Source organism: Microcoleus sp. CAWBG58 (genome assembly GCF_020883045.1).
GTDB lineage: Bacteria > Cyanobacteriota > Cyanobacteriia > Cyanobacteriales > Microcoleaceae > Microcoleus.
In genome coordinates this window covers 1-25,690 of sequence record NZ_JAHRFA010000012.1, presented here as the reverse complement: position 1 = coordinate 25,690, position 25,690 = coordinate 1, and the positions used below count along the sequence as shown (strand labels likewise).

General features: G+C 47.2%; 22 protein-coding genes and 1 tRNA gene. 10 read left to right on the top strand and 13 right to left on the bottom strand.

Annotation, left to right across the window (positions count from 1 at the left end; genetic code table 11):
- Window positions 1-12: 12 nt before the first annotated feature.
- Complete coding sequence (locus QZ918_RS07435) at window positions 13-1,029, bottom strand: succinate dehydrogenase/fumarate reductase iron-sulfur subunit (RefSeq protein WP_293332951.1); 1,017 nt, start codon at window positions 1,027-1,029, stop codon at window positions 13-15.
- Between the two features lie 327 nt (window positions 1,030-1,356).
- Between QZ918_RS07435 and QZ918_RS07430 the strand changes: the two genes are divergently transcribed.
- Both QZ918_RS07430 and radC read left to right on the top strand, forming a co-directional pair.
- Window positions 1,357-1,515: a hypothetical protein gene (locus QZ918_RS07430; RefSeq protein ID WP_293332948.1), complete on the top strand. Its 159-nt coding sequence runs from the start codon at window positions 1,357-1,359 to the stop codon at window positions 1,513-1,515.
- A 265-nt stretch (window positions 1,516-1,780) separates the two neighbouring features.
- The gene (gene radC / locus QZ918_RS07425; RefSeq protein ID WP_293148944.1) at window positions 1,781-2,512 is read left to right on the top strand and encodes a RadC family protein; all 732 of its coding nucleotides are present in this window, start codon (window positions 1,781-1,783) and stop codon (window positions 2,510-2,512) included.
- Window positions 2,513-2,544: 32 nt separating this feature from the next.
- Here the strand turns inward: radC and QZ918_RS07420 are convergent, their stop codons facing one another.
- On the bottom strand, window positions 2,545-2,676 hold the full coding sequence (locus QZ918_RS07420) for a hypothetical protein (protein ID WP_293332945.1): 132 nt from the start codon (window positions 2,674-2,676) through the stop codon (window positions 2,545-2,547).
- Window positions 2,677-2,830: 154 nt separating this feature from the next.
- Between QZ918_RS07420 and QZ918_RS07415 the strand changes: the two genes are divergently transcribed.
- The 4 genes from QZ918_RS07415 to QZ918_RS07400 all read left to right on the top strand — a co-directional run bounded on the left by QZ918_RS07415 (window position 2,831) and on the right by QZ918_RS07400 (window position 7,860).
- Entirely contained in the window at window positions 2,831-3,175 is a 345-nt protein-coding gene (locus QZ918_RS07415; RefSeq protein ID WP_293148941.1) for a DUF1815 family protein, read from the top strand.
- Window positions 3,176-4,130: 955 nt separating this feature from the next.
- The gene (locus tag QZ918_RS07410) at window positions 4,131-4,610 is read left to right on the top strand and encodes a DUF4079 domain-containing protein (protein WP_293332942.1); all 480 of its coding nucleotides are present in this window, start codon (window positions 4,131-4,133) and stop codon (window positions 4,608-4,610) included.
- A 670-nt stretch (window positions 4,611-5,280) separates the two neighbouring features.
- Window positions 5,281-7,713, top strand: coding sequence for a ComEC/Rec2 family competence protein (locus tag QZ918_RS07405; protein WP_367275278.1), 2,433 nt, complete (start codon window positions 5,281-5,283; stop codon window positions 7,711-7,713).
- Between the two features lie 60 nt (window positions 7,714-7,773).
- A tRNA-Ser gene (locus QZ918_RS07400) sits at window positions 7,774-7,860 on the top strand.
- Window positions 7,861-8,516: 656 nt separating this feature from the next.
- Here the strand turns inward: QZ918_RS07400 and QZ918_RS07395 are convergent.
- The gene (locus QZ918_RS07395; RefSeq protein WP_293332936.1) at window positions 8,517-8,678 is read right to left on the bottom strand and encodes a hypothetical protein; all 162 of its coding nucleotides are present in this window, start codon (window positions 8,676-8,678) and stop codon (window positions 8,517-8,519) included.
- 550 nt (window positions 8,679-9,228) lie between these two features.
- On the opposite strand from QZ918_RS07395, the gene QZ918_RS07390 reads away from it, so the two are divergent.
- Complete coding sequence (locus tag QZ918_RS07390) at window positions 9,229-10,602, top strand: ABC transporter substrate-binding protein (RefSeq protein ID WP_293332933.1); 1,374 nt, start codon at window positions 9,229-9,231, stop codon at window positions 10,600-10,602.
- Between the two features lie 185 nt (window positions 10,603-10,787).
- A complete protein-coding gene (locus QZ918_RS07385) occupies window positions 10,788-12,026 on the top strand; it encodes an FAD/NAD(P)-binding protein (protein WP_293332930.1) in 1,239 nt (412 codons plus the stop codon).
- Here the strand turns inward: QZ918_RS07385 and QZ918_RS07380 are convergent, their stop codons facing one another.
- From QZ918_RS07380 to pilM, 9 genes are all read right to left on the bottom strand, one after another.
- The gene (locus QZ918_RS07380) at window positions 12,027-12,449 is read right to left on the bottom strand and encodes a hypothetical protein (protein ID WP_293148931.1); all 423 of its coding nucleotides are present in this window, start codon (window positions 12,447-12,449) and stop codon (window positions 12,027-12,029) included. It abuts the gene before it with no gap.
- A gap of 285 nt (window positions 12,450-12,734) precedes the next feature.
- Window positions 12,735-14,210, bottom strand: a complete 1,476-nt coding sequence (locus QZ918_RS07375) for a dihydrolipoyl dehydrogenase family protein (RefSeq protein WP_293332927.1) — start codon at window positions 14,208-14,210, stop codon at window positions 12,735-12,737.
- Between the two features lie 109 nt (window positions 14,211-14,319).
- Window positions 14,320-14,481, bottom strand: coding sequence for a hypothetical protein (locus QZ918_RS07370; RefSeq protein WP_293332924.1), 162 nt, complete (start codon window positions 14,479-14,481; stop codon window positions 14,320-14,322).
- A 27-nt stretch (window positions 14,482-14,508) separates the two neighbouring features.
- Window positions 14,509-15,645, bottom strand: coding sequence for a threonine-phosphate decarboxylase CobD (gene cobD / locus QZ918_RS07365; RefSeq protein ID WP_293332921.1), 1,137 nt, complete (start codon window positions 15,643-15,645; stop codon window positions 14,509-14,511).
- Between the two features lie 15 nt (window positions 15,646-15,660).
- On the bottom strand, window positions 15,661-15,954 hold the full coding sequence (gene hbs / locus QZ918_RS07360; RefSeq protein ID WP_293148925.1) for a non-specific DNA-binding protein Hbs: 294 nt from the start codon (window positions 15,952-15,954) through the stop codon (window positions 15,661-15,663).
- A 1,044-nt stretch (window positions 15,955-16,998) separates the two neighbouring features.
- Window positions 16,999-19,443 carry a type IV pilus secretin family protein gene (locus QZ918_RS07355; protein ID WP_293332918.1) on the bottom strand — a complete coding sequence of 815 codons (2,445 nt, stop codon included), beginning with the start codon at window positions 19,441-19,443 and terminating at the stop codon, window positions 16,999-17,001.
- 296 nt (window positions 19,444-19,739) lie between these two features.
- Window positions 19,740-20,555, bottom strand: a complete 816-nt coding sequence (locus QZ918_RS07350) for a pilus assembly protein PilO (protein ID WP_293332915.1) — start codon at window positions 20,553-20,555, stop codon at window positions 19,740-19,742.
- Complete coding sequence (locus QZ918_RS07345) at window positions 20,552-21,469, bottom strand: PilN domain-containing protein (RefSeq protein WP_293332912.1); 918 nt, start codon at window positions 21,467-21,469, stop codon at window positions 20,552-20,554. Before QZ918_RS07345 ends, QZ918_RS07350 begins: the two co-directional genes overlap by 4 nt.
- Window positions 21,470-21,912: 443 nt before the next feature.
- Entirely contained in the window at window positions 21,913-23,007 is a 1,095-nt protein-coding gene (gene pilM / locus QZ918_RS07340; protein ID WP_293148917.1) for a type IV pilus assembly protein PilM, read from the bottom strand.
- Between the two features lie 62 nt (window positions 23,008-23,069).
- Here pilM and QZ918_RS07335 point away from each other — a divergent pair, with 62 nt between their 5' ends.
- Window positions 23,070-23,378, top strand: a complete 309-nt coding sequence (locus QZ918_RS07335; RefSeq protein ID WP_293148915.1) for a hypothetical protein — start codon at window positions 23,070-23,072, stop codon at window positions 23,376-23,378.
- Window positions 23,379-23,395: 17 nt separating this feature from the next.
- Window positions 23,396-24,679: an ABC transporter substrate-binding protein gene (locus tag QZ918_RS07330; protein WP_293332909.1), complete on the top strand. Its 1,284-nt coding sequence runs from the start codon at window positions 23,396-23,398 to the stop codon at window positions 24,677-24,679.
- A gap of 448 nt (window positions 24,680-25,127) precedes the next feature.
- On the opposite strand, the gene QZ918_RS07325 is transcribed toward QZ918_RS07330, so the two are convergent.
- On the bottom strand, window positions 25,128-25,580 hold the full coding sequence (locus QZ918_RS07325) for a transposase (protein WP_293332906.1): 453 nt from the start codon (window positions 25,578-25,580) through the stop codon (window positions 25,128-25,130).
- Window positions 25,581-25,690: the final 110 nt, after the last annotated feature.

Here is a 25,690-nt window from a genome sequence, read left to right as displayed (position 1 = left end):
GACAGCAGAAAGTTAATCTGCTGACTTTTCTAAATTTTGCACCGATTCGATCAGATTTCGCACGGTTTCGGTACCTTCAGAAGGCTCAAAGGACAGCGGGAATTTGCCGCGGGCGAGCATTCTCAAACCCAAGGGGCCCAGACTCAGCAAACCTTGAACGTCGCGGAAGTAGTTTCCGACTACTTCGATGCCAAATTTCCGCTCGTCTATCCAGCCGCCTTCTTTGACGAGATTAATTAAGACTTTGCGGTGGCGGATCGATCGACTGGCTTGGTCGTCTTGGCGATCGAGAATCTCCTGTTTGATCTTACCAATTTGATCCATCGGCGCCACTTCCATCGGACAAACCGAGTTGCAGTAGTAACAGCGGGTGCAGCCCCAGACGCCTGCGGTTCCTTCGTTGTACTTTTCCAGCCGATTTTCGGTTTCGCTGTCGCGGGAATCGGCGATCGTCCGGTAAGCTTTGGCTAGGGCGTGGGGACCGACAAAATCCGGGTTGACTTCCCGAGCGTTGCACTCAGAATAGCACGCGCCGCAGAGGATGCAGTTGCCGGTTTGGTCGAGTTTCGATCGCTCTTCGGGAGTTTGCAGAAATTCGCGTTCGGGAATTGCTCGCGAGGCAGTGCTGACATAGGGTTCAACAGCTTCCAGATTATCCCAAAAACTGGTCATGTCAACCACCAAATCTTTAATTACCGGCATATTTCCCATGGGGGCGACGGTAATTTCTGGGATGACATCGGCAGGCTGTTGTGCTGAACTCGAATTAGCTATTTTTTGCAATCTCGCAAGTTCGCTACCGACATTTTCTTTGCAAGCTAAAGCCGATCGCCCGTTAATTCGCATCGAACAACTGCCGCAAATTGTATTGCGGCAATTTTTGCGAAAAGCTAAAGTGCCGTCTTGTTCCCACTTGATGCTGTTGAGGCAGTCTAGGATGGTATTGCTCTCATCCACGTCTAAGGTGTAAGCGTGAATGCGGGGAGCCTCATTTTGATTTTGGCGGACTACGTTAAAGCGGACTTGCATATTTTGAGTAAAGAATTTAGTTTCTATTTTAAGCTAGATTTTCTGGCGACATAAAAAGACATTTATTTTTTAACAACTAGCTAAAGCATGAGATTTAAGCAGCTTGATTATTGTTTGAGAAACGGCAATAATCCTTAAGTTATAAATCATCAATCGCAACTGTTTTCAGCGGATTTTTTAGCTGATAATTGGATAAATATAGCGGTTCTAGCGAAAGATTCGCGGACGTTGTTGGGATGCGAGCCCTCTTGGTTTCAGTGGTTATGTAACCTCTGTGTCATACCTCACCTTATCGATCGGTGCAGTTCGCGAAGGAGGAGGTGCCTGATGTCCAGCTTATTTGTTTTAACTTTCCTGTTTTCAACGCCAGCATTTTGTCTGGATTTGGTAAATCCTCAATGGGTGGGACTAAGCTGTCGTGCATTTAAATTGCATATTCGGGACGATGCTCAAAGCCCATCCCACAAGACTTGGATTATTTCTTGACATACAGTTTAAATGCAGAACAGCTTAGCAACTCGCAAGCTATCTGTCGCTGTTTACGGCGTTTTGATGGTCACTTCGTTTGTATCGGTTGGCTTGGCAGCACCCTAAGCAGCAGTCGCTCCAGAATAGAAACATTGTGTTAAATTTCCACGCACAAACAACATCGGTTAATTATTTAGTTGTTTTGGGCGATCGTACTGATTTCAAGAAGCACGATCATCGGCTAAGATGATTTAATTGTTGAGCTTGCGGTGCCAGTGCATCTATGACTTACAGCTTAAGAATTGTGGATTTGCCGAGTAGCGAACGGCCGCGGGAACGGCTGATGGCCGGCGGCCCGAAAAGTTTAGCGACTGCGGAATTGATTGCTATTCTACTGGGTACTGGTCAGGGCCCCGGCAAACTTTCGGCTGTCGGACTCGGACAGTATATTTTAAATCAGTTGAGCTTGCACCAGCGCGATCCTCTGGGTGTACTGCGGAGCATTAGCGTCCAGGAGTTGACCCAGATTCACGGGATTGGCCCAGCCAAGGCTACTTCGATTTTGGCTGCGGTGGAATTGGGAAAACGAGTGTTTCAGTCGCGGCCGCCAGATATGGCCGTAGTGGACTCTCCACAAGCTGCTGCGGATGCTCTGAGTCAGGATTTGATGTGGCAGTCTCAGGAGCGTTTTGCTGTAGTGTTGCTGGATGTCAAAAATCGGCTGCTGGGTACTCAAGTAATTACGATCGGCACAGCTACCGAAACTTTAGCTCACCCGAGGGATATTTTTCGGGAAGTAATCCGCCTTGGGGCAACGCGGGCGATTATCTCGCACAATCACCCCTCGGGGAATGTCGAGCCGAGCCCGGAGGACATAGCTTTGACACGGCAGTTGCTTGCTGGAGCGCAGTTTTTGTCGATTCCGCTGCTCGACCATTTGATTTTGGGAAATGGCGATTTTCGGAGCTTGCGGCAGACTACGACACTTTGGGATGAGTATCCCCAGGGCGATTGAACTACTATACTTAACTAACTTCATTGCTATCATTAGTTATTTGTATCTTTGGGCTGTTCGAGGGCTGAATCAGCCGTCACAGCACAAGTTTTTTCGGGGCCAGAGTCTCGGATTAGATAGTGTTTGAGGTGAATGTCGCTGCTGATACTTAGTTGCGATCGCAACTCGGTTAATCTAGTAAAGGTAGGCTGAAGAGGTCGCTAATTCGATTTTTTTTCAGCATACTAAACGTATACTGAACCAGCACCTAGATACTCAATTCTTAAGAAATTATGAAATTGGGTGTAAAATATACGGCGTGGTGATAGGAGAAAAACTGTGTTTCTGAGACTTGCAGAACAACACCGTAAATTCGTCCAAGATTTGGTCATGAACCTCCAGGCTTTGGCGATCGTGCTAGAGCGTCGAGGTTATCTGGCATCCTGCTACACTTGCGGGGGTCAGATGAACAGTGCCTCATTTATGGTCAGTTTGACGGACAACCATCTGATTCGATTTTTAGTGTCAGATTACGGTATCACATGGACTGAGATGCGGGACGATCGCGAACTGATGAAACTAGAAGGTGCAGAGGCGATTAGTCAGTTACAAGAACTGGCAAATCTCGTAAAGTACCAAATCCAACCTTCGGAAGCTACTTTGGCGACGGCGCAGCGAGTTTAGCAATTGCACGGTTCCGAGGAAAGCGGCAGCGAAAGTCGGTGTTTGCCACCTGCAACCAAATCCCCAACGAGTTAGTTGAGAGGAACAGGTTGCACAGCAATGGCAGCTCAATAGACAAGGCGAATTTCAGGGTGCTTTTAGACACTCATTTTAGCCGTCAGTCGATCGAAGTCTGCCAGGGCCGACATCAGTCATGCTATATGACGCGATATCAATGGTGCTTTTAACATTCAGTTAAAAGCTTTGACAGATACCGCAACATCTGACGTGAAAGTTTCATTTCAGATTGTGCCACAGACAGAAAACTCCGGCATCAGCCTGATTTTCCTGGTTTAAAGGTATCTGTATACTTTATGCAAAAAGTGTCTAACTTGGAACCTCTAGTTTTTTGGCAGCAGTTGATTCTGTCTTAAGAGCGATTCGCCAAAAGTAAAAGTGCTAATGCTCGTCGCCTGCGATGTTAATTTCTCACTTTGACATTCAAAAGTCAAGGCATTGAAATTAACTATGAGCAGGCAGGTAAAATTTAACATCCAGAGTGAGGATGAGGCTGTGAAGATTGGGCGAAAAGCCGCCCCAGGGTGGATATGCGGACGAATTGCGTTTATTTTTGCTTTTCGATTGAGCTGATAAGGCTCAAAATTAACTTAAAACAGCATCACTGCTGTAACAAATCTCACAGCCGGCTTTAGCCGGCTAAGTTTTGTCTAAATTTAAGCTACTGCGTCATGTTTGGCTGTTGTAGCACAAGTCTCAGTCATCAGTCATCAGTCATCTTGCCCCTAGCGAACTCAAAGGGTAGTCATCAGTCTGTCAACTGTCAACTGTCAACTGTCAACTGTCAACATGGTTAAACTGTTTTTTGAAGTGGGCGATCGCAGTTGCTACTAATATTTTATAATATCTTAATAATTTCTCCCAAAATATTTATCACCAAGCTTGGAGTCAGAATCAAATGGTAAATTTAAGCGAACTTCTAGAACCCATCGCCAGCCAATTTCGCAGTCTCGGAATTCCCGAACCAATTACCCATTGGGGACATCCTGTAATGATGGGAATCGTGGTTGTGGCCATGGGTAGCTTCGTTGGATATACGGGATGGCAAGGACGTTTGGCCGCCGATAAGGATGTCGCGCTCAAAAGTCGAGCAGATCACCGCAAGCTAGCACCGTGGATGTTTCTGTTTCTAGCTTTGGGCTATACAGGCGGCTTGCTGTCGCTGGTAATGCAGCACAAGCCTGTTATGGAAAGCCCGCACTTTTGGACGGGATCGGGAGTGCTGGTTTTGCTCGCTGCTGGTAGCTTGATTTCGCTTACAGGTTTTGGAGGCAATAAGCTGGCACTGCGGGCGGTTCACGCTTATTTGGGAACAACTGCCCTGGCACTTATGGTGCTGCACGCGGCTTTCGGTTTAAAATTAGGTCTGTCTATTTAGGGTAGTACCAGTCTGTTGTCGTTAAGATGAGCTCTTGTCCCCCCTAACTCAGCTTAAAAAAGGGGGGACAAAAGACCCAAAGTGTCTCTTAAACCGGGAACATGACTGGAGTGCTTAAAGTCAACTCCTACTGCCATTTTTTAGCAGAATTTAGGGGAATCCAGTCCAAAAATCAAATCTAAATATCGAGTTTTTAGCTTAAACTGTGCGGTTTGGAAAAGTAAAACAAACTGTATTTGCGATCGCAAAAATTGCTAATCTTAGTAACTACCAAGACAGTCAGGACGTTATTAAATTGCGGGAACGATGGATTCTATTTATTTCATTGTCCCTGATGAAAGTTGACAGTTGACAGTTGACCTACTAATAACTAATGACTAATAACTAATGACCAATGACCAATGACTTATTCCATAGTTTCTAATTAATGAATCAAGCAACGGGTGTCATTTTCTGTCTTGCCTACATTGTGGGATTGATATCTACAGGAGTTTCTTGGGGTAGATACGCAATATTTGCTTTAGGAATAGCGGTCGCAGTCGCTATGCCAAAATTGTTGTTAAAATATACAAGGAATTCTTTCAAAACCACTAATAAAAGACGCAGCAGAACTAAAGAAAATGGTCTGGAGGAACCCTTAGAGACGAGGGAAAAATTGAGTTTGCTTGAGATGCTGCCGAGAGCAAAATGGGTGTGGGCTGTCGCGGGTTCGATCGCATTTTTGGCTAGCATTTATTTTGCAATTCGATCGCCCCAACCGGCAATGAATGACATCAGCAAACTGATTCCCGTTGGTGGAAACACTCAAGAAGTGGCGGTGACAGTTCGCGGTAGACTGGCTAGTACGCCCCGATTAACTCGATCGGGTCGATCGCAATTTTGGCTAGATACGGATGCAGTTAGCGAAATCAACGGCGGCGAAGGAGGAGTAGTCGTCAACCGCCCAGTATCCGGCAAACTCTACGTTACAGTACCCCTGCTGCAAGCAACGGGCTTGTACGCCGACAATACAGTCGCAGTTGTGGGCTCGTTGTACAAACCGCAGCCGCCGTCGAATCCAGGGGCTTTTGATTTTCAAGCATATTTAGCCAGAGAAGGGGCTTTTGCAGGACTCAAAGGGCGTCAGATTGACTGGAAGAGAGAAAATGCGATCGCGGATGTCAACCGACTTAACACCAAAATGGGTGCTTTCTGGGAGTCAACCGGGATGCAGCCGTCGCCAATTCAAGCGATGCGGATGCGGATTGTGCGATCGCAAGTATCGCAGTTGAGTGTTCCCGAAGGGCCGTTGATTAGTGCGATCGCCCTGGGCAAACAAGCAGTTGATTTACCTTACAACATCCGCGACTCTTTTGTGCAGGCTGGATTGGCCCACGCGATCGCAGCTTCGGGTACTCAAGTTTCGATGGTTTTGGGTTTAGTTTTAGCTTTAACCAGGCGTTTTTCCAAACAATTACAATTTGGTTTTGGCGTCGGTGCTTTATTTTTGCTGGTGGGATTAACAGGCTTTGAAGCTTCCATCTGCCGCGCCGCCTTGATGGGATTTGGTACACTATTTGCTTTGGTACTAAGTCGCGAAGTTAAGCCGTTGGGATTGCTGTTAATCGCTGCTACTATTTTACTGCTAGTTAACCCTTTGTGGATTTGGGATTTAGGTTTTCAACTGAGTTTTTTGGCGACTTTGGGATTAGTGGTGACAGCGCCACCGCTGATGGCAAAGTTCGACTGGATGCCGCCTGCGATCGCTTCAATTCTGGTGGTTCCCATCGCCGCTTCGGTTTGGGTGCTACCGCTGCTACTTTACGTTTTTAGTGTGGTATCACCTTACAGCATTTTAGTCAATATTATTGCGGCTCCTTTACTGTGGATTTTGAGTATTGGCGGGATGGTTAGCGCTTTGGCTGGATTGATTTTTCCGCCGGCTGGGAGTGTGTTAGCGCAATTGCTTGACTATCCGGCAAAGGGGTTAATTGCGATCGCCGAATATTTCTCGCAATTGCCCGGTAATTCAGTAGCAGTCGGTCAAGTATCGGTGTTTCAGCTAATCGCGCTTTACAGTTTAATCTGCTGGGTTTGGCTGGGGGGAAGTTCGGCAACGAGCAATGTGCGGGATGTAACGGATGTAACGGATATAAGGAAAAAGTCCGAGGGAAAAGGGAAACAGGAAGATAGGAGAGGGAAACAGGAATTAGGAAAAGGCAAGAATCAAGGAAATGGGAGAGGGAAGAAAGGGAAAAGCCGAGTTTTTGCGTTGCGGATTTCTTCGGCTTGGATTTTACCGCTGGCGCTGATGGCGGGAATTAGTATCATAGTTTTACCAGCTTGGCACGTTCAAGCATCTTTGTTTCAAGTTACTTTACTGGCGACGACATCTGATGAACCAGTTTTAGTGATTCAAGATAAGGGAAAAGTGGCGCTAATTAATACTGGTGATGAAAATACGGTGAGGTTTACAGTATTGCCTTTTTTGCAGCAGCAAGGAATTAATTCTGTAAATTTTGCGATCGCCACTCACGGTCATTTAGGTTTGAGCGGCGGTTGGGGAAAATTATTACAACGCTTGCCAATTAAAACATTTTATGATAATAACGCTCCCAAACAAATTCATCGCGGCAGCAATCAGGAATTTATGACGGCTGTCCAATCTCGCCAAGGCGTTTACTTTCCTTTAGAAACTGACAGCAAAATTGATCTGGGTTTGACGCGGTTGCAGTTCGTGGATGCCGAAATCCCGGTGGTAGAATTGCTGGTGGGCGATTCCCTTCGGGATAGCTTCGCTTCACGCACTTGGTTGCTTGTCGGTGAAATGACACCGGAAGCGCAAAGTATGTTATCAAAGAGATTAGCAGCCACGGGAACATTGAAGCGGGTAGAAGTGCTGTTGTGGTCGGGAAAAACCCTGACAGCGGAGTTATTGGGTGCAGTTCGGCCACAAGTGGCGATCGCATCTGCGGACGAAATCGACCCAGAAACCGCCGCCCAACTGCGCCAAAGCAAAACCCAGATTTTCTGGACAGGGCGCGACGGAGCTCTTCAGTGGACGCCAGCAGGGGGATTTAAGACGACTCTGGAATCGGAAGAAAATCAAACTTCTTTTCTGTAAGGATTTACAATGTGGCGCATAGTGCGGTAAAATACTTTTAGCTCGCATCCCAAGTTTATTGGAGAGGTGGCAGAGCGGTTGAATGCGGTAGACTCGAAATCTACTTTAGGGGTGACTCTAACGTGGGTTCAAATCCCACCCTCTCCGTTTTTGAAGACTTCTGGCGTAAGATATGCAAAGTACATCAAGAAAAACTTGCATATCTTACGCCATATTTTAGTGAAGATTTAGCAAAAGCCAATAATTCCTTCACCTCGCTGTTATACCATTTTTGTCAAGTTATGACAGACTTTAGAAAACAGGGAAAGTGGATAAATTACAATGTCTTGTCGTCCTCTATCTCTATCGGATCTTTAGAAAAATGGTATTACTGTTGGGTGGGGGCGGGTTTACAAGATTGTGGGTTATTGACGATTATTGTTGGCGAACCCGCCCCTACAAATCGGGGAAAAATGTACATTTGAATTTACGGTTGCATCTAAAAATTTGGTTGGTAGGGGCGGGTTCACCCACAATATCTAACAAATACAAACAATCTAAATAAACCCGCCCCCACCCCACCAATAACCTACATAAACCTTGATTTCATCCAAAGGTTTAGATAGATTTATACCATTTTTGTCAAGTTATGAAAAACTTTAGAAAACAGGGAAAGTGGATAAATTACAATTTCTTGTCGTCCTCGATCTCTATCGGATCTTTAGAAAAATAGTATTACTAGAAGTTTGTGTGACAACTCATTTGAGGGACTTGACAATTTGCTTTTGTTACAATTAGAGAAAGTTTGACACAATTCTTAAACTTTAAACCGCGCGTGTAGGGAATATAGAAGCAGTGAGGGCAGGCGCGATCGCAACGTAGCTTCTACTCTCCGCGTGCAAGGAACACATATTACGCTCGGAAAGAGCGATCGCCCAACTGCTGTTTTGAGCCACATACACAGTATTGTGGAAGAATTCTATCATGTCCGAAAAGAACGCTCCCAATAAAGTTGGTTCGTAGTGAGGACTTTAGTCCTCGGATGATGCGGACTAAAGTCCTCACTACAAACACGTTTTATTGCGGTAATACAACAGGCATGAGATGAGTTATTGAAGCCAACCTAGGCGAATATGACTTTTATGAACTTAATAATATGATTTTTATGAGTCCATCCAATGACTTTATGAATTGACTTTAAAAAAGCTTTTATTCATAATCATCATATAAACCTAGGACAGGAAGAAACTCATGTCGCCAAAGCCTAGCAGCTAATATTGCGCTCGTCGAGCTAAATCAAATATATAGCCTTTCTCAAAAACATGAGGTATGACTGACAGCTTATATAACCGCTTAAACTCAGAGGGCTAAAGCCCAACAACGTACCTCACCTATCTGAGAAGGGCTATATGTAGATATTTCTACAGGTTGTAAGCGGGAGTATTTGCTGGTAAGTAACAGATTTATTAGACTGTGCCAGGAAATGCTGACAGAAATCAAAGTATCTAAACAAAATCTAGTGCAGGAGAACTAATTATGTATCAGCAACCTCAAAAAAGGAAAGGCCCGCCCCCAATTGTTTTTATTGCATTTCCTTTGATTGCCTGGGGTGCATTCACGTTTATTCCACAGATATTAAATGGCAGCACTGCACCTAGATTAGTTTCTGGTAACAGTCGTCTCAGTTGGGGAGATAAGATATTGATGCCATCGCAAACAACAGCAGGAAAACAAGCAGGTGTCAAAGCTTTTGCTGAGGGTAATTACAAAGAAGCTGTTAAAAACTTTCGGGAATCGCTGCAACAAAATCGCAACGATCCAGAGACTCTAATTTATTTAAATAATGCCAAAATCAACAATGATAATTCTCTGCAAATAGCCGTCAGCGTTCCGATTGGCACTAACCCGAATGTAGCCCAAGAAATGCTCCGAGGAGTTGCCCAAGCTCAAGAGGAAGTTAATGCTGGGGGAGGGATTAATGGTGCGGGTTTGCAAGTTTTGATTGCCAACGATGACAACAGTCCAGATTTTGCCAAAGAAGTTGCAACCGAATTCGTAAAGGATCAGAAAATTTTAGCAGTCATCGGGCACAATGCTAGCAATGCTTCTTTGGCTGCTGCTCCCATTTATCAAGAAAAAAAATTGGTGATGGTTACACCAACTAGCTTTGCTAACAATTTATCAGCTTTCGGTAGCTATATTTTTCGGACAGTCCCCGCGATTCAATCGATGGCGGCTCCTTTAGCAGAATATATGGTTAAGAAAGCTGGCAAAACTAATGTTGCTATCTGTTATGATTCTCAAGCTCCTGATAACGTATCGTTTAAGGATGAATTTGTTTCGTCGTTTTCGGCTTTGGGTGGCAAGGTAGTGCCTACAGTTTGTGACTTTTCAACGCCAACTTTTAATTCGAGTGCTAGCATTGCTGATGCTGTTAGCAAAGGTGCACAAGCGTTAATGCTAGCACCTCATATCGATCGCATCGATCGCGCGATCGACCTAGCTCGCCTCAATGCTGGCAAATTAGCACTCTACGGCAGCACGACACTGTACACCTTTCAAACGGTAAAAGAGGGGAACAAAGACGTTGACGGGCTGGTTTTGTCGGTTCCGTGGCATCCTGACACTAATCCCAACAACCCATTTTCTAAGAATGCGATTCAAAAGTGGGGAGGTGCCGTGAATTGGCGAACCGCTACGAGTTTTGACGCGACTAAAGCTATTATCAGCGGTTTGCAGCGCAGCAATACGCGAGAAGGATTGCAACAAGCACTTAGGGCTCCGAATTTCGTTACCTCTGGTGCGAGTGAAGATGTGAGGTTTTTGCCAACGGGCGATCGATGGAACAAAGCGATTTTAGTACAGGTTCAACGCCAAGGCAATGATTACAGGTTTGTGGCGCTGCCTTAGAGTTGCGTAAATCTTCGATCGACAGAGCAACCGCAGATATGAGGCTCCTTAACACTGATTAACGCAGATAATTCCTAGAATTGAGAGCGAATGCTTGGAATACAGTCTATTTGGAAACCTGCAAGCGGAAATGCTCGATCGACCTATAATGAGAATTGTTATCATTCGCAAATCAGCAATTCTCCATGCAAGCGACATCAGCAGCTACGCCGCCCCAAATTGATTTAGCTTTAATCGGCGCTGGGCCCCACGCCCTAACTCTAACTGCACACATTTTGCAAAAACGCAACTGCCTGCGGGATAAACTTTTAGCATTCGATCCGAGCGGCGAATGGCTGACACAGTGGCGGAGGCAATTTGCAGCTTTAGAAATTGGGCATTTGCGATCGCCCGCAGTGCACCACCCTGATCCCAACCCTTACGAATTGCGGAGGTTTGCCGAAAATCGCTCCTCCGAATTGTTTCCCCCCTACGATTTGCCAGGAAGTCGGTTATTTGAGGAATTTTGCGCTGATACAGTTAAACGGTGGGATTTGGGCGATCGAGTTATCAAAGCAAAAGTAACTCGCATTCAGCCGAAATCTGACCGTTTTCGCCTGTGGTTTGAAGATGGCAAAAGTGCGATCGCCCGCCGAGTAATTGTCGCCACAGGCGGCGGAAAACTGAATTTCCCAGCCTGGGTAAATCAAATTAAAACACAGCATCCCGCCGAAAGAATTCGCCACTCTAGTCAAGTAGATTTACGAAATTTAGAATTATCAGGAGAACAAATATTAATTGTCGGTGGCGGGCTAACTAGCGGACATTTAGCAGTAGGAGCAATTGCCAGAGGATCAAAAGTGATGTTAATGACGCGGCGCTATTTCCAAGAAAAACTATTTGATGCCGAAGCTGGTTGGTTGGGGCCAAAATACCTGAAAGGATTCGCCGCTGAAGCTGATTGTCATAAACGTTGGGAAGCTATTCAAGAAGCTCGCAATGGCGGCTCGATGACACCGGAAATCATGACGCAGTTACGCAGGTTGTCTCACAGCCAAAAACTGAAATTTCACGAAGAGTGCGAAGTTGTTGGAGTTCGGTGGGAAAATAACAGATGGGCTGTTGATTGTAGCGGTGGGGAGATGTTATTTGTCGATCGCATTTGGCTGGCAACCGGCACTAAATTAGATATTACAGCCGATCCTTTGTTCGAGGAAATGCTAGAAACTCATCCGATTGAAATTGTTAAAGGTTTGCCAGTTTTAGACAAACACCTGCGTTGGGCTGGATGCGAATTATTTGTAACTGGTGGTTTAGCAGCCCTGCAAGTTGGCCCAGTCGCGAGAAACCTTTCAGGGGCGAGAATGGCGTGCGATCGCATTGTACCAGCGATCGTCAAATCCAGCGTTGCACTCTCGCCCGCAATAATTAGAACAACAGCTTAACTATTGCAACTTAACCGCAGCCCGCTGAATCGGCAAAACTTCGTCTAATGTCAATTCGCGATCGGCTGTCAGGTGACTGGAGCAGCAAATTGTGCTGAAATAAATAGGACGACCGACAACTTGAGAAAAATGCTGTTCCAAAAGTAAGCGAGAAGTGATATCGCCCAACAACTCAGAGATATCTTTTGTCAATTGTTCCGTATCGTCGCGGTGAGTAATTCTGAACTCAAAAGGCGTTTTGCCGTTAGCGCAGCCCTCGGAGAGGATCGACTTTTTAATCTCTGCATCAAAAGCATCATCTTTACCAGCCACAAAAGCAGCAGACTGAGCTGTCAAAAATTGCCAAGCTTCGGGAAACATCTTGCGAATGTTTTCCAGGGGATTTCCTGTTTCGTAAACCAAAGTAGCAGTTTTGCAATCCATGAATCAAACCTCGGGTAGTTAGTAGTGTGTCTAGACTGTATTTCAAGTTTTGATATTGATTATCATATTCATAATCGGCCACTAAATCAAGGGCTTTTCTCTCTTCTCTTCCTCTGCGCTCTCTGCGGCCTCTGCGGTTTAATCATTCAGAAACCGGGTTTTTTTCCCAATTTGCACGCCATAACAAAGCATTCTCCCAAAAAACCCGGTTTCTGACTACCCGCACCCCAATGCCCCATGCCCCATGCCCCATGCCCCATGCCCCATGCCCCATGCCCAAAACTATCAATTCCAATACCTGCGCCAGTGAAACAAATTCTCCCATAAATTCTGCATAAAAGTATTGCTGCGGAGACGCTGCGACTCCCAAACAGCAGCAGTTTGACCGTTAATTGCCGAAAAACTCGACCAAATATAAGGAAGTTCGGCGATCGCCTCAACCTTCATTCCGTGACGCACAGCAAAGGCGATCGCATGAATCAACTCCGCAGCTTGCGGGCCGACAATAGTCGCTCCCAAAATCTCCCCGTCACGCCGCCCGACAATCTTACAAAAACCCGTTGTCTCCCCGGACATTTGAGCTCTTTCAACATTCTTGAAATATTCCCGAGCCACAATCAGATCGTCTCCAAAACGTCGCCTTGCTTGCGCTTCTGTCAAGCCAACTCTCGCCAACTGCGGATCGGAAAAAACTGCCCAAGGAATTCCGCGATAATCTATGTGAAACATCGGCAAAAACAAAGCATTTTTCACAGCCACCGCAGCTTCGCAATTGGCGATATGAGGGAACGAATAACCGCCAGCAACATCGCCACAAGCGTAAATTCGAGAATTAGTTGTTTGCAGCTTTTCATTTAAAATCAACCTGCGATCGTTAAATTTAACCCTAGCAGCTTCCAGATTTAACCATGCAAAATTGTGTCCGCGGCCAGCGGCGAGAAAAATCTCCTCAGCTTCGATCGCCCTTGGCCCAGCTTGAATCCACTTTTTACCGTCAATCATCCTAGCTTGAGTCACCTCAGTCGCAGTCAGAATCCGCACTCCTTCAGCTTCCATTCCAGCTTGCACCAAACCAGCAGCCTCGCGGTCTTCTTTAGCCAAAATCTGCGAACTTTTCACCACCAAAGTCACAGCAACGCCCAGCCGAGAAAAAATCTGAGCCACTTCGACACCGCTGGGATCTGCACCGATTACAGCCAAACTTTTCGGCAACTTTGGCAGTTTTGCTAATTCCCCGACTGTTTCGGAAGTAAAAAAGCCGACAGACGAAAGTCCTTCAATATTGGGAATTGCAGGCATTGTTGGACAAGCTAGCAAATAACAGCGCGATCGCAATTTCCGATCGCCCGCAATCAAAGCCAAATTCGGTTTGGCAACAAACTCGCTATTACCAAAAATAATATCAACCCCGCGAGCAGCTAAAACGCCAAGATCGTCAATTTCTGACAAATTAGAAACAACGCCGTCAGCCCACTTCTTAACCCCGTTAAACTGCAATGCGATCGGCATTTCGGAATTAGCCAGATCTGGGCGAAGTCCGAACTGTGGGTGGCTAATCTGGTGAGCAAAACGAGCAGCCTCCCTCAAAGTTTGGTTGTATTTCAAACCCAGGGCGATCGACTCTTTCCCCCCCGCCGGCAAATCTTGGGAATTACTGAGCGGTTCCACCAAAGCAACGCGAGCCGGGAAATTAGTTGCAGTCAAAGCAGCATAACGTCCGGCTGCTGTTCCACCAATAATCACTAAATCATAATCAAGCATAAATAGTCAGTGGTCAGTTGTCAGTTGTCAGTTGTCATTTGTCATTTGTCATTTGTCATTTGTCATAGCAAGCTTAAAAATACCAGCGAATCTTTATATTTCTATTTCTTTATTCTCCTTCTTCTCCTTCTTCTCCTTCTTCTCCTTCTTCGTGTCCTTCGCGTCTTCGCGGTTCGTTCAAAAAATCAATCAACAGCGCGAGCGAGAATATATTATTACTTCCAAATAATTTATAAGAGTGCGAGCATCTCTCTCGCAATGCAAGAAACATCTCGCACTCCCAGCAACATCAGGGGATTCACAACTGACAACAGACATCGGCAAGTCCAGCAATCAATCGCAGATTGTCCGCCCTCCCGCGCACGGCGACTCGGAAAAATCGATCGCCCAACTCAGGAAAACTCAAACAATCTCGAATCAAAATCCGGTGTTGTTGCAACAGACTTTTTTGAATTGCAGCCACCGACACCGACGACTCAACTAACAAGAAATTAGCCGCCCCAGCCATTGGCCGCAAACCGGGTAAATCAGCCAAACCCTCAAACAGCTCTCGCCGAGCCACAGGCAGCCAATCCCAAGTTTGCCGCTCAAAAGCAGCATCTCGCACCATAGCAGCAGCCGCAGCCGCCGCCAAGGCATTCACAGGCCAAGGATCGCGCAGCAACTGCCAGCGACGCAGGATGTCGGGATGGGCGATCGCACATCCCATCCGCAGCCCCGGCAGAGAATAGAATTTGGTGAGCGATCGTAAAATCACCAAATTCGGAAATTCCTCAACAAGAGCGATCGAACTTTGCTGCTCTGCTGGCGGTAGAAAGTCCATAAAGGCCTCATCCACCACCACCATACCCAACTGCTCCAAATAAGGCCGAATCGCCTCCCTACCGAAGAGCAAACCCGTAGGATTGTGAGGGTTGTTTAGCAGCAAAGCTCGATCGGCACCGAGAGCAAGAGGAACCGGGAGAGCGAAAGAAGGAGAGACAAGGGAACCGTTAGAAACCGATAAATCATCCGTTACTAACCCGTTACCAGTCTCCGGGTTCAACGATTTCAGATCCAAAGGACAATCGAGCACCTGCGCGCCGAAAGCCGAAAGAGCCCGCCAGTAATCGCCAAAAGCCGGAGTCACCAAATAAGTCGCCTCCAGCTTCGACAAATCAAGAGCCGCCCAAGTCAACAATTCCGCCGATCCATTCCCCGGCAAAATCCAATCCGGATCAACATTCAATGCTTCACCCAAAGCAGTCCGGAGCTCTCCATAATCCGGATCTGGGTAAGCCGTGAGACTGCTCAAATGAGCTTGAATCGCAGCCAGGGCAGACTCAGGAGGGCCCAAAGGACTGATACTGGCAGAAAAATCGAGAATAGCAGAGGGAGGGCAGCCAGCCAATGCGGCTGCCCAAGCTAAATTCCCACCGTGTACAGGTCTAATCAAGACTCAGTTCACCAATTAAATTTTGGGTTCTTTCGGCGGTGCAACTCTGTCCTTGAACAACTTACCTGCGGAAAATGCAGGAACTTTAGTTGCCGGGATTTCCATCTTGTCGCCAGTTTTGGGATTGCGACCCTCCCGGGCCTTGCGTTCCCGCGACTCAAACGAGCCAAAACCGACCAATGTCACCTTGTCGCCGTCGGAGACAGCTTTCATGATTGCTTCCAAGGCTGCACTCAAAACGGCATCTGCCTGTTTTTTCGTGACACTAGCATTTTCGGCCACTACATCAACCAATTCACCTTTGTTCATTCCGAACTCCTTCTGGGATTTGCAAAATACGTTAAACAGAGTTCAACTATTAGCTGTGAGTTGTAACTGTATTGGAGTTTGGGTTGGGAGCGTTTGGGTTGTCCCCTATTACTCCAGCCCGCTTCCCCAATTAAGAACTCCTGCTGAATACTAATTACCCTAGGGTAATTGGTCAGAAAAGGAATTTTCGTTTTTAGTTGCTGAAAACCCGACAGCATCTAATTTTCACTGCATTATTCTAAAGTCTTGCCGACCGTTATGGATCGGTGGAACCTTTAATTTATATGGATTTGGACAATTTTTTAAATTAATACCTAAATTTCGGTAAAAAAATACCTCTTTGGAGAGAAGATTTCTCGCCTCCGTGGATTTGAAATGAGGGAAAAAGCATAAATAGAAGGAATAAAAGGTCATTTGTCAAGGGTTAAACAAAACTTTTTTTCCTGATTCCTGATTGCTTCTGAGAGAAAGAAGGTGAATTAAAAGGAATAAAGTCTGAATTGTCAAGGGGAAAATAAAAATTTCTTTTCCTCGAACCTCTTCTCTCTTCCAATTCGTGTCACCAATGGCCTAAAAACCTTTGTATCTCTCGTTTATAGCCGAGTCTAGATCCCCCTAAATCCCCCCGATAGTCGGGAGACTTTGAGAAGAATCCTGTCCCTCTCCCCGGATAGTCGTTTGTATCTCTCGTTTATAGCCGAGTCTAGATCCCCCTAAATCCCCCTTAAGAAGGGGGACTTTGAGAAGAATCCTGTCCCTCTTCCCGGAGAGTCGTTTGTATCTCTCGTTTATAGCCGAGTCTAGATCCCCCTAAATCCCCCTTAAGAAGGGGGACTTTGAGAAGAATCCTGTCCCTCTCCCGGATAGTCGGGGGACTTGGACGACGCTCTTGTCCCCCCCTTCTTAAGGGGGGTTAGGGGGGATCTAGACTCGGCAAATCGTCAGACAGCACGCCGGCACGACTTTTGACCTTAAGTTGACACCTCTTCTATCTTCCTTCTTCCCTCTTCCTTCTTCCCTCTTCCTTCTTCCTTCGTCCGATGACTACTGTCTGGGCTGGACGGGTTGACTGCGCTGCAACAGTTGGCGGGCGTCGGGACTGATGTTGTTTTGGTAGCCAAAGTTCGATCGATCGCTATCATCCAAAATCTGGGGAGTCAGCAATACAATCAACTCTGCCCGCTGGTTGTCCTTATTGGTACTTCTGAATAGCGAACCGATAATCGGCAAATCTCCCAAAATCGGAATCTTGTTGGCTGTAATCCGTTCTTCGTCGCGGATAATCCCCGAAACAATCAAAGTTTGACCGTCCCGCAGGCGAATTAAACCAGACTGCAACGCTCGCTCACCCAGCAGCGTTATCTGATTGGTGTTCCCGCCCGTCGCCAGATCTCGAGTGGATCCCGGAGTCCTGATAACCGGGTTCACCCGCAAAGAAACAAAGCCATTATCATCAACCCGATCGATCGCCACCCCCAACTGCAAACCGGCCTTATCTTTCACAGCCGTCGTGGTTGTGGTACTTGTATTTCCCGTCGTCTGCGTTTGCTGAGTGATGTTAGTGATTACCTCATCAGTAATATTCACATTCGCCGTTTCTCCTTCTTGAACCACCAGAGTTGGATCGGTCAGGATTTTGGCATTCCGGGTTTCAATAGTTGCCTGCAACGCCGACAGGAACCTCCTCGGATATTGCAACAGCGGGAACAGGGCGAAAGTCGCAGGGCCACCGCCAGGCTCGTAAGTTTCAACCCCAATTCGTCTGGGGTCACCAGTAATTGCTGACGGGCGGAGGAACAACCCGCCACTGTTAGGCACGATTAAATTGCCATTCCGATCGTAGCTAGCAGTCCCTGCTAGAGGCACGTTGAGTAAATTGCCCTTCTGATCGAAGATGGGTTCCGTGGCTCCTATGGGGTTGGCGACGACCGGCGGAGTCGATCGATTGTTGGCACTGTTGACATCACCGACTGTAGCCGGCCGCAAGCCACCAAAATTGAGACTTGCTACTCCCTCCTCATTGACAAAGAAATTGTTATTAATTCCGAAAGAGAAACTGCTGCTACTTCTGTTGTTTCCCAGCAAGTTGACATCGATCACCTTGACGTTGACAGCCACTTGACGGCGGCGCAAATCTAGCTGAGTTAAGAAAGCTACTGCAACATCAACTTTGCGCGGATCGCCCACCAAAGTGATCGAATTTAGCCTCGCATCCGCCAGCACCGACAGTCCCCTCAGCAAGAGCGGCCCGTTGCCATCCTTAGCGCCAATTGCCTTAATGTCCGGTTCCCGAATTTCCACATCCCGCGCCGTATTTCCCTGGCCCACGGTTTGAATAGTCACCCGAGTAATGGGGAGTTGAGTTTCCGCACCTTGAGCGCTCAAAAAGTTAGCTGCATCCGTAGATCTGACTTGATTGAGTCGCAGCGTCCGAACGATAATATTGCGGGAGTCCAGAGGCAAATTAGAACCCACAAAAATCGTGCGCCCGACGCGGTTGGCTTGCAGCCCGCTGATTCGCAGCACGTAGTTGAAAACATCTTGCACCGACTCATTTTCGATGTCCAAGGAAATCTTCGGCCCTTCATCGGCGCCTCCTGCTGCTCCCGGTGCGGCCGCCGGAGCGGCTTGGCCTGGTTGGCCGGGGGCCCCGCCGCCTGTAAAAGCAATGTTCAATCCGGCAGCGCGGGCCAGCAGAGCTAAAACGTCGCGGACTGGGGCATCGCGCAGCACCAAACGGGGGATGCGTTCTCCCGAACTCAGTTCAATATTTGCCCCAGCCGGCGCGATGTTAGAAACCGCGATATCTCCCAAGGGTGGCGCTACAGCCCGGGGCTGGAAAGACGGAGCTTGATTGTTCTGAGATTGTATTTCGCTGGGGAGGGGCGGGCGATCGTTCCTAGTAATAGTAACTTCGGGATTTTGCAGCATCACGCCCGGGGTTTGCGACGTGCGGACGGGGGCAGGCCGGGAAGTTGTTGGGCTCAGCGGCAGTCCTGGAGGTGGCGGAGGTACATTTTGGGCTTGGTTTAGCGAGGGCAATGCAGCCTGTGTTGCTGGGGCAGACTGGGCTGTCCCGCCCTGTCCGGCAACGCTGAGGACGATGTTTTGGCCTTGTCCGGGGACAACTTGTCCGTTGGGAATTCCGTTGGTTCCTGCCACTACAACGCGGATGCTGTTAGCTTCTACCTGGGTGATTTCTACTGAGGAAATGCCCGGAGCTGGGTTATCTTGGCGGAAGCTGTTGCCTTGGCGCAGGCGGAGCTGGGTGTTGGTAATTGTGGCTTGGTAAGTATTGCCGTTGTTGATGGCAAAAACTTGCGGGCGATCGCCCTTTTCGGTAGCTAGAACAATACTTACGCCATTATTAGCTTGACTTACTTGCACTCCTGTGACTTTAGTCGGCGCGGCCGAGACGGGCGCTTGGGCGATCAGAACTCCGGCAACGCTGCTCAAGAGTCCTCCACTTAACCGTAGATGCTGTTTCACGTTCTCTCCTCTACACTTATATTATTTATGGGCATGGGGCATGGGGCATGGGGCATGGGGCATGGGGCATGGGGCATTTATAGCATTATTGGTTGCTTTTCGTAGAAGGGAATTGCCAATTGCGATCGTGAGTACCTGAATTACTTGAGAACGCCTTCTTCGGTTCTCAAGCATTGTGAGGTATGGGGACTTCTACCCATGCCCTATGCACTGTTTGGCCCATGCCCACGAGTCCCTCATATGGGATCTCGAAAGGCTATAGCGACTCAGAATACCTAATATCTGACCAACTACTGCTACTTAGCAGGAGGAGTTGGAGCAGCAGGACTTGGAGCCGGAGTTGGCGGTTTTTCTTCTTGCTTTAACGGCAGCAGTGCGTGCAAGTCAAAAGTCGTTTTAATTTTAGTTTGCGGCTGCTCCACAGGGACTATTCTTCCCTTCAAAAAATCGACATTTAGTGTCCCAGTTGCTGCTACCAATTCAGATTTCAAATTTTTCACTACCAACAGCGACTGCATCAACTCCAAGTTACGCATGAAATTGCGGGTTTGAGCGAAACTGCCTTCAAACTCTACCTTATATTTTTTGCGTCTGAGCTTGCCAGCCAGGGACGGCCCGAAGGACGTATCGCTGAGAATATCAGGGTCAGGAGCTCCCGGCACAGGTGCTGGTGCTCCTGCTGGCGGGACATCCGGCTCAAATTTGGTAATTTTAGCCTTGAGGTCGTCCCCTTGCACGCCAGCGTTGATCCGATTAACCAGTTGGTTCATGTCAAACAGCAGAGTGTTGGAGCCTGCGTCGCTGGCAAACATTGCCGTCACGTTGGCCCGGCGCTGTTTGGCTTCTTCTTGCTTTGCTTGTGCTTCTGACTTTTTGAGAATTAGAGTTTGCAATTCGACTTGCGTTTGCTTGCTGGCGGCAATTTTTTGCTTGATTTCGTCGCTTTTTTGGAATTCGGGGAGTACGAACTGGGAGCCGATGTAGCCGGCTACTCCGAGGCCGAGAACCGCGATGGCTATTGCTTGGACTTGGGGTGTCAGCTTAATGCCGAATATTTCCTGAGTCCCTGCTTCTTCTGCTTGTGCCCCGCTGGGAATAAACTCTGCTGTCATGGTTTTTTCACCTCTGTTTTTTGTGGTTCTAGCACTCCTTTTTCTTGAAGTGTTTCTATCCGTATTGCTAGCCCGTCTGCTTGCTTGCTCCGCAGCTCGGGGAGCAACTCGGAGGCGCCAGTCGGGCTGAGCGTTGTTTCAATTTTATATTCCACCACCGGCCGCAGTTTGGGAAGTTCTGCTGCTGCTGCGTTTGGGTTGCGTACTTGTAATTGGGTGGGGTTGCTTTTTAATGTGGCCGCTACCAGTTTGGTATCGGTGTTGAGGAAGAAAGGAGAGCGCTGGACTAGAAGCATAAAGTCGTTAACTTGAGCAAAGGTACTGGCTATCCCTGAAATTTGTACTTTTGCCGCCTGTGGCGGGGCGACTGGGATAGGAGCAGCCACCGGCGTAGGGCTAGCTGGGGATGGACTCGCGCCGGGGGATGGACTCGCGCCGGGGGAAGCGGCGGGAGTTGGTGGGGGGGGAGGCGGTGCTGCTGCAACGGCGGCGGGACTGGGGTCGATTTGCTCGATTTTGGCAATTTGCAGTCCGGCGGGAGTGCGGGCACTCAGGTCTTGCAGCATCGCCGACCAAGGTTTAATTTGGTCGAATACTCCGGCTAATGCTTTGTATTCGGCGGTAACTTTGTCGGTTTCGGCGTTGATGGCTTTGATGGCGTTGGCTTGAGTGCTTAACCTTGCCAGTTCTTGTTCGATGTTTGCTTGTTCTGTAGCCAAGCTGCTATTTTGGCTGGTCGCCCACCACCAGGCGCCCATGACGGCGGCATTGAGACCCAAGGCAAACAGCCCCGCCCCAATTAGGGGCAGTTGGTCTTTGGCTCCCCCGGAACTTCTTCTAGCTGAGCTTTTGGCTGCTGTGACTGGTTTGTAGTCGGGGCGATCGTTGAGAAAATTAATATCTAGGCTGTACATGGCTTCACTCGATTTTATAGCAGAAGGAAGTTCGGCAAGGAATTCTGTAACGGATGTAACGGATGTCAGGAAGAAGGTTTTAGTTATTTAGGAGAGAAGGAAGAAGGAGGAAATCCTATGGAAGGTGCCATCTGCCGCATGGTTTGAGCAATTAAGAACGTCCCAACCGTCTTGGCTGTTGCTATAGATTTTAATTTGAAATTTTAGATTTTAGACAGAGCGCCAGATTGCCGGTATAAGTGAAGGATTTATTTAGGGAAGAAAGAAACAACTTTCTGCCTTCTACTGAAGGAAGTGGTTGCTTCTACCTCCGATATTCTACCTTTTACCTTTTACCTTTTACCTCCAATATTCTACCTTGTGCATCAGGGGGCTTCTTTTTGCGGAAGAAGCTTTTTCCTAAAATTCTCAAATCTGTTTTTCTATTATCTAAAACTCTTAGGTCACATTACCTCCCTGAGTCCTAAACCTAAGGCTACTCCTAAGCCTGCTCGCTGTTCTGGGCTAATTTCTTCGCTGATTTCGAGTCCTAGGGTTTCGATTGGGTCTACTTGAGATGCCGGCAAGCTTAATCTTTGCATGAAAAATTCGTCAAGTTTGCCGATCGCAGCTCCTGGCCCTGCTAGCAACAGTTGTGCTACTTCGAGTTCTTCGCTCTGGTTGAGGTAAAAGTCTACTGAGCGGCGGAGTTCGTCTGCTAGTTCTCCCAATACTTTAATCATCGCATTGGTGCCGGGATTGGTGTCTCCAGACGCGCCCATTGTGTCTGTGACTGGCAGGGTCATGCCTTGCAGTTCGCTGGTGTCTCTGGTGGGAGGCAGGTTCATGGCTTGGTTGAGGGCGGTCTGGATTTGGTAGGTGCCGATCGGGATGGTACGGTTAAATTGCGGTATGCCGTCCACTACTATAGCTAACTCGGTACTGTCAAATTCTATAGCGGTGAGAACTGCGGCCTCTTGGGACGAAAATTGTTGCAGTTGGTCTTTGAGGGTGCGGATCAGGGCAAAGCTGGTTACTTCTAGTACGTCTATATCCAGTCCGGCTTCTTTGAATGTTTCGATGTAGGTATCGGTAACTTCTCTGCGTGTTGCAACTAATACCACTTGCACTTTTTCTACGCCGTCGTCATCTACAAATAGGCCTATTTTTTGATAGTCTACGTCGGCGTCTTCTCTGGGAAACGGCAAGTACAGCCCTGCTTCTGCGTTCATGTAATCCCGGAGTTCTTCTTCGTTGAGTTCTGCGGGAACTGGAATTAGCCTGATCACGGCTTCGCGGCCGGGAATGGCTGTGGCTACTTTCTTGGCTTTGATTTTGTTTTCGGCGAGGAGAGTGCGTATTAGTTCTGCAATTCCAGGCGGATCGACTATTTGCCCTTCTTGTACCATGTCTTCTGGAACTTCTATTGAAGCCAAAGTGGCTAGTTTTAATCCCTGAGTTTTCTTTTCGAGCTGAATGATGTTGATGCGGTCTGGGGCTATTTCGATCCCGATTCCTGGCTTGCGTGGGGAAAGTAGATCTTTGAAAAAGTTAACCATAGGATTGGGTCGTCGGTAATTGGTATTTTTTATGTTGTACGCTTGCCAGCCTGATTGGGCCGTTGGCTGTTGGAAGATTGGTTTCCAACTCCCGCCGATACTGCGATCGCAGCGATCTCGGTATCCCGCCTGATTCTGCGCTGCACAGTCTTTGTGGCGCGATCGCCAGTTCCGATTTTATGCTATCCAATTTACTTGACAATAGCTATTCTGCTGCGAATGTCAACAAATTTAAACTCGATCGACCGAAAACTGCCGGTTATGCAGCAAAACCGACTCTCTCCCTCCCAAAGCCCGCACGCCAAACTCTGGCGCTTAAGTCTCTCGGGTTTTGGGAGGGCGATGCTTGTTTTCTCCTTAGCCAACCTTGAATCTCAAATTAAATCCTATGAAACGTAAATCTTGGCAACTGTTCGCTGTGTTTGGGCTGGTGGGGCTGCTGCTGGCTGCGGTGGTAAGTTGCAGCAAGCCGGCTGTTAATTCCCAGACCAACAATGCCGACGCGATCGAGTTCTGGACTATGCAACTGCAACCTCAGTTTACTGAGTATTTCAACAAGACGATCGCCGGTTTTGAAGCGGAAAATCCCGGAGTGAAGGTGCGCTGGGTAGACGTGCCTTGGTCGGCGATGGAAAGCAAGATTTTGGGGGCTGTGTCGGCGAAAAATGCGCCGGATGTGGTGAACCTGAATCCTGATTTTGCTTCGCTGTTGGCGGGGCGCAATGCTTGGCTGGATTTGGACTCTCGGATTCCGCAGCAAGTGCGATCGAGCTATCTCCCAAATATCTGGAAAGCTAGTGTACTTGAGGGCAAGACGTTTGGCATTCCTTGGTATCTGACAACTCCGGTAACTATTTACAATACGGATTTGTTTAAAAAAGCTGGAATTACCAAGCCTCCGGCTACCTATGCCGAGTTAGCAACTGTTGCAAAACAGGTAAAAGAGAAAACTGGTAAGTTTGCTTTTTTTGCGACTTTTGTACCGGAGGATTCGGCGGAAGTGTTGCAATCTTTCGTGCAGATGGGTGTGCCGTTGGTGGACGCTCAAGGTAAGGCTGCTTTTAATACAGCTAAGGGCAAAGCTGTTTTTCAGTATTGGGTTGATTTGTACAAAGGCGGGCTGTTACCGCAGGATGTTTTGGTGCAGGGACACCGCAGGGCGATCGAGCTTTATCAAGCTGGAGAAACTGCTTTGTTGGGTTCCGGGCCTCAGTTTTTAAAGGCGATCGCGGAGAATGCTCCGAGTATAGGTGCTGTTTCAACTGCTGCGCCTCAAATTACCGGAGAAACTGGCAAGAAAACTGTGGCAGTAATGAATTTAGTTGTCCCTCGCGATAGCAAGCGCCCTGATGATGCTGTCAAGTTTGCTTTGTACGTAACTAACTCTCAAAATCAGTTAGCTTTTGCCAAGGCTGCCAATGTTTTGCCTTCCACGGTTGAGACTTTGCAGGACGGTTATTTTAAGAGCGTGCCTGCCGATGCTGCTTCGAGCGATCGAGCTAGGATTATCAGCGCTTCTGGGTTGGATAAAGCCGAGTTGTTGATTCCGCCTCTCAAGGATGTTAAGAAATTGCAAAAGGCAATTTATGACAATTTGCAAGCGGCAATGTTAGGCGAAAAACCTGTAGAGCAAGCTGTCACTGATGCAGCGGCGGCTTGGAATCAAAGGTAGTTTTTCATTAAAGCTGGGGCAACTTTTTTTTAGTTCGCCCCTTGCTTTCTTTTGCAACTTGACATATCATTAAATAATGGAAATCCGTGCCGCAATATATATATACGTCAATATCAGCATTAAAATTATTATCTTAGGTTCGTAGTGAGGACTTTAGTCCTTCTTTAGTACAACTAATATTATCGTTTCCGGTTGTATGGTCAGGTGATTTAACCGCAGAGAACACAGAGGACACAGAGAGAGAATAGAGATCTGAATGCAAGACGATGGTATCGGATTTGATATAGATTGCTCACGAGAAACCCGTGCGATCGCTCCTGCATATAAGTTATAATTAAACTAGGTAATAACTCCGACGCTACCGCAGGAGGCAACTATGCAAATTAAAAACAGCAATCCAATGGGAAAAGTTTTTGCGGCTCTCCAGAACTTATGGTGATAATTTTATCTAATATAAAAAACAAGCTAATACGCGATTTCTAAAATTATCAAAATTAGAAAAGCCATACCCTTGTCGCATAATTAACTTAATTTTATTATTAATTCCTTCCATCACTCCACTGGTTGTGCGATGAACAAAGTAGTTGCAAATACCTTCAAAATGATTCTCAATTGTTGATGCAGATTCTCTAAAAAATATTTGTGCATGATTCAGCCATTTTTTGAATTTTTCCTGCCCTTTCTTGACGGTTAAATTAGTTTCATATATTTTTCTGAATTCTTCCTTCATCTGATATGCAATTCTCAAACATTCTGATTTTTTTAAGATCAATTCTAATCTATCAAGCTGTTCTGGATTGAGATTTTCCCCATTATTTAATAATAAATATTTACTACGTCTGTCTGTAATTCCTGCTGCTCTACGTAATTTATTTAAATCTCGATTTAAGCTGTCAAACATCTAAACTGCATTAACTCGCGTTACCTTTATTTTTTATTTTTCTGTTCCATTTCATAATTAGTCCTCCTTCATTTAATAGTTTATGTAACAGTGATTCTAGTTTTTCAATC

Coding starts and splice junctions, on each gene's coding strand:
- QZ918_RS07435 (WP_293332951.1), bottom strand. CDS start 1,029: ATGCAAGTCCGCTTTAACGTAGTCCGCCAAAATCAAAATGAGGCTCCC.
- QZ918_RS07430 (WP_293332948.1), top strand. CDS start 1,357: ATGTCCAGCTTATTTGTTTTAACTTTCCTGTTTTCAACGCCAGCATTT.
- radC (WP_293148944.1), top strand. CDS start 1,781: ATGACTTACAGCTTAAGAATTGTGGATTTGCCGAGTAGCGAACGGCCG.
- QZ918_RS07410 (WP_293332942.1), top strand. CDS start 4,131: ATGGTAAATTTAAGCGAACTTCTAGAACCCATCGCCAGCCAATTTCGC.
- QZ918_RS07405 (WP_367275278.1), top strand. CDS start 5,281: ATGCTGCCGAGAGCAAAATGGGTGTGGGCTGTCGCGGGTTCGATCGCA.
- QZ918_RS07395 (WP_293332936.1), bottom strand. CDS start 8,678: ATGATAGAATTCTTCCACAATACTGTGTATGTGGCTCAAAACAGCAGT.
- QZ918_RS07390 (WP_293332933.1), top strand. CDS start 9,229: ATGTATCAGCAACCTCAAAAAAGGAAAGGCCCGCCCCCAATTGTTTTT.
- QZ918_RS07385 (WP_293332930.1), top strand. CDS start 10,788: ATGCAAGCGACATCAGCAGCTACGCCGCCCCAAATTGATTTAGCTTTA.
- QZ918_RS07380 (WP_293148931.1), bottom strand. CDS start 12,449: ATGGATTGCAAAACTGCTACTTTGGTTTACGAAACAGGAAATCCCCTG.
- QZ918_RS07375 (WP_293332927.1), bottom strand. CDS start 14,210: ATGCTTGATTATGATTTAGTGATTATTGGTGGAACAGCAGCCGGACGT.
- QZ918_RS07370 (WP_293332924.1), bottom strand. CDS start 14,481: ATGTTTCTTGCATTGCGAGAGAGATGCTCGCACTCTTATAAATTATTT.
- hbs (WP_293148925.1), bottom strand. CDS start 15,954: ATGAACAAAGGTGAATTGGTTGATGTAGTGGCCGAAAATGCTAGTGTC.
- QZ918_RS07350 (WP_293332915.1), bottom strand. CDS start 20,555: ATGACAGCAGAGTTTATTCCCAGCGGGGCACAAGCAGAAGAAGCAGGG.
- QZ918_RS07345 (WP_293332912.1), bottom strand. CDS start 21,469: ATGTACAGCCTAGATATTAATTTTCTCAACGATCGCCCCGACTACAAA.
- pilM (WP_293148917.1), bottom strand. CDS start 23,007: ATGGTTAACTTTTTCAAAGATCTACTTTCCCCACGCAAGCCAGGAATC.
- QZ918_RS07330 (WP_293332909.1), top strand. CDS start 23,396: ATGAAACGTAAATCTTGGCAACTGTTCGCTGTGTTTGGGCTGGTGGGG.
- QZ918_RS07325 (WP_293332906.1), bottom strand. CDS start 25,580: ATGTTTGACAGCTTAAATCGAGATTTAAATAAATTACGTAGAGCAGCA.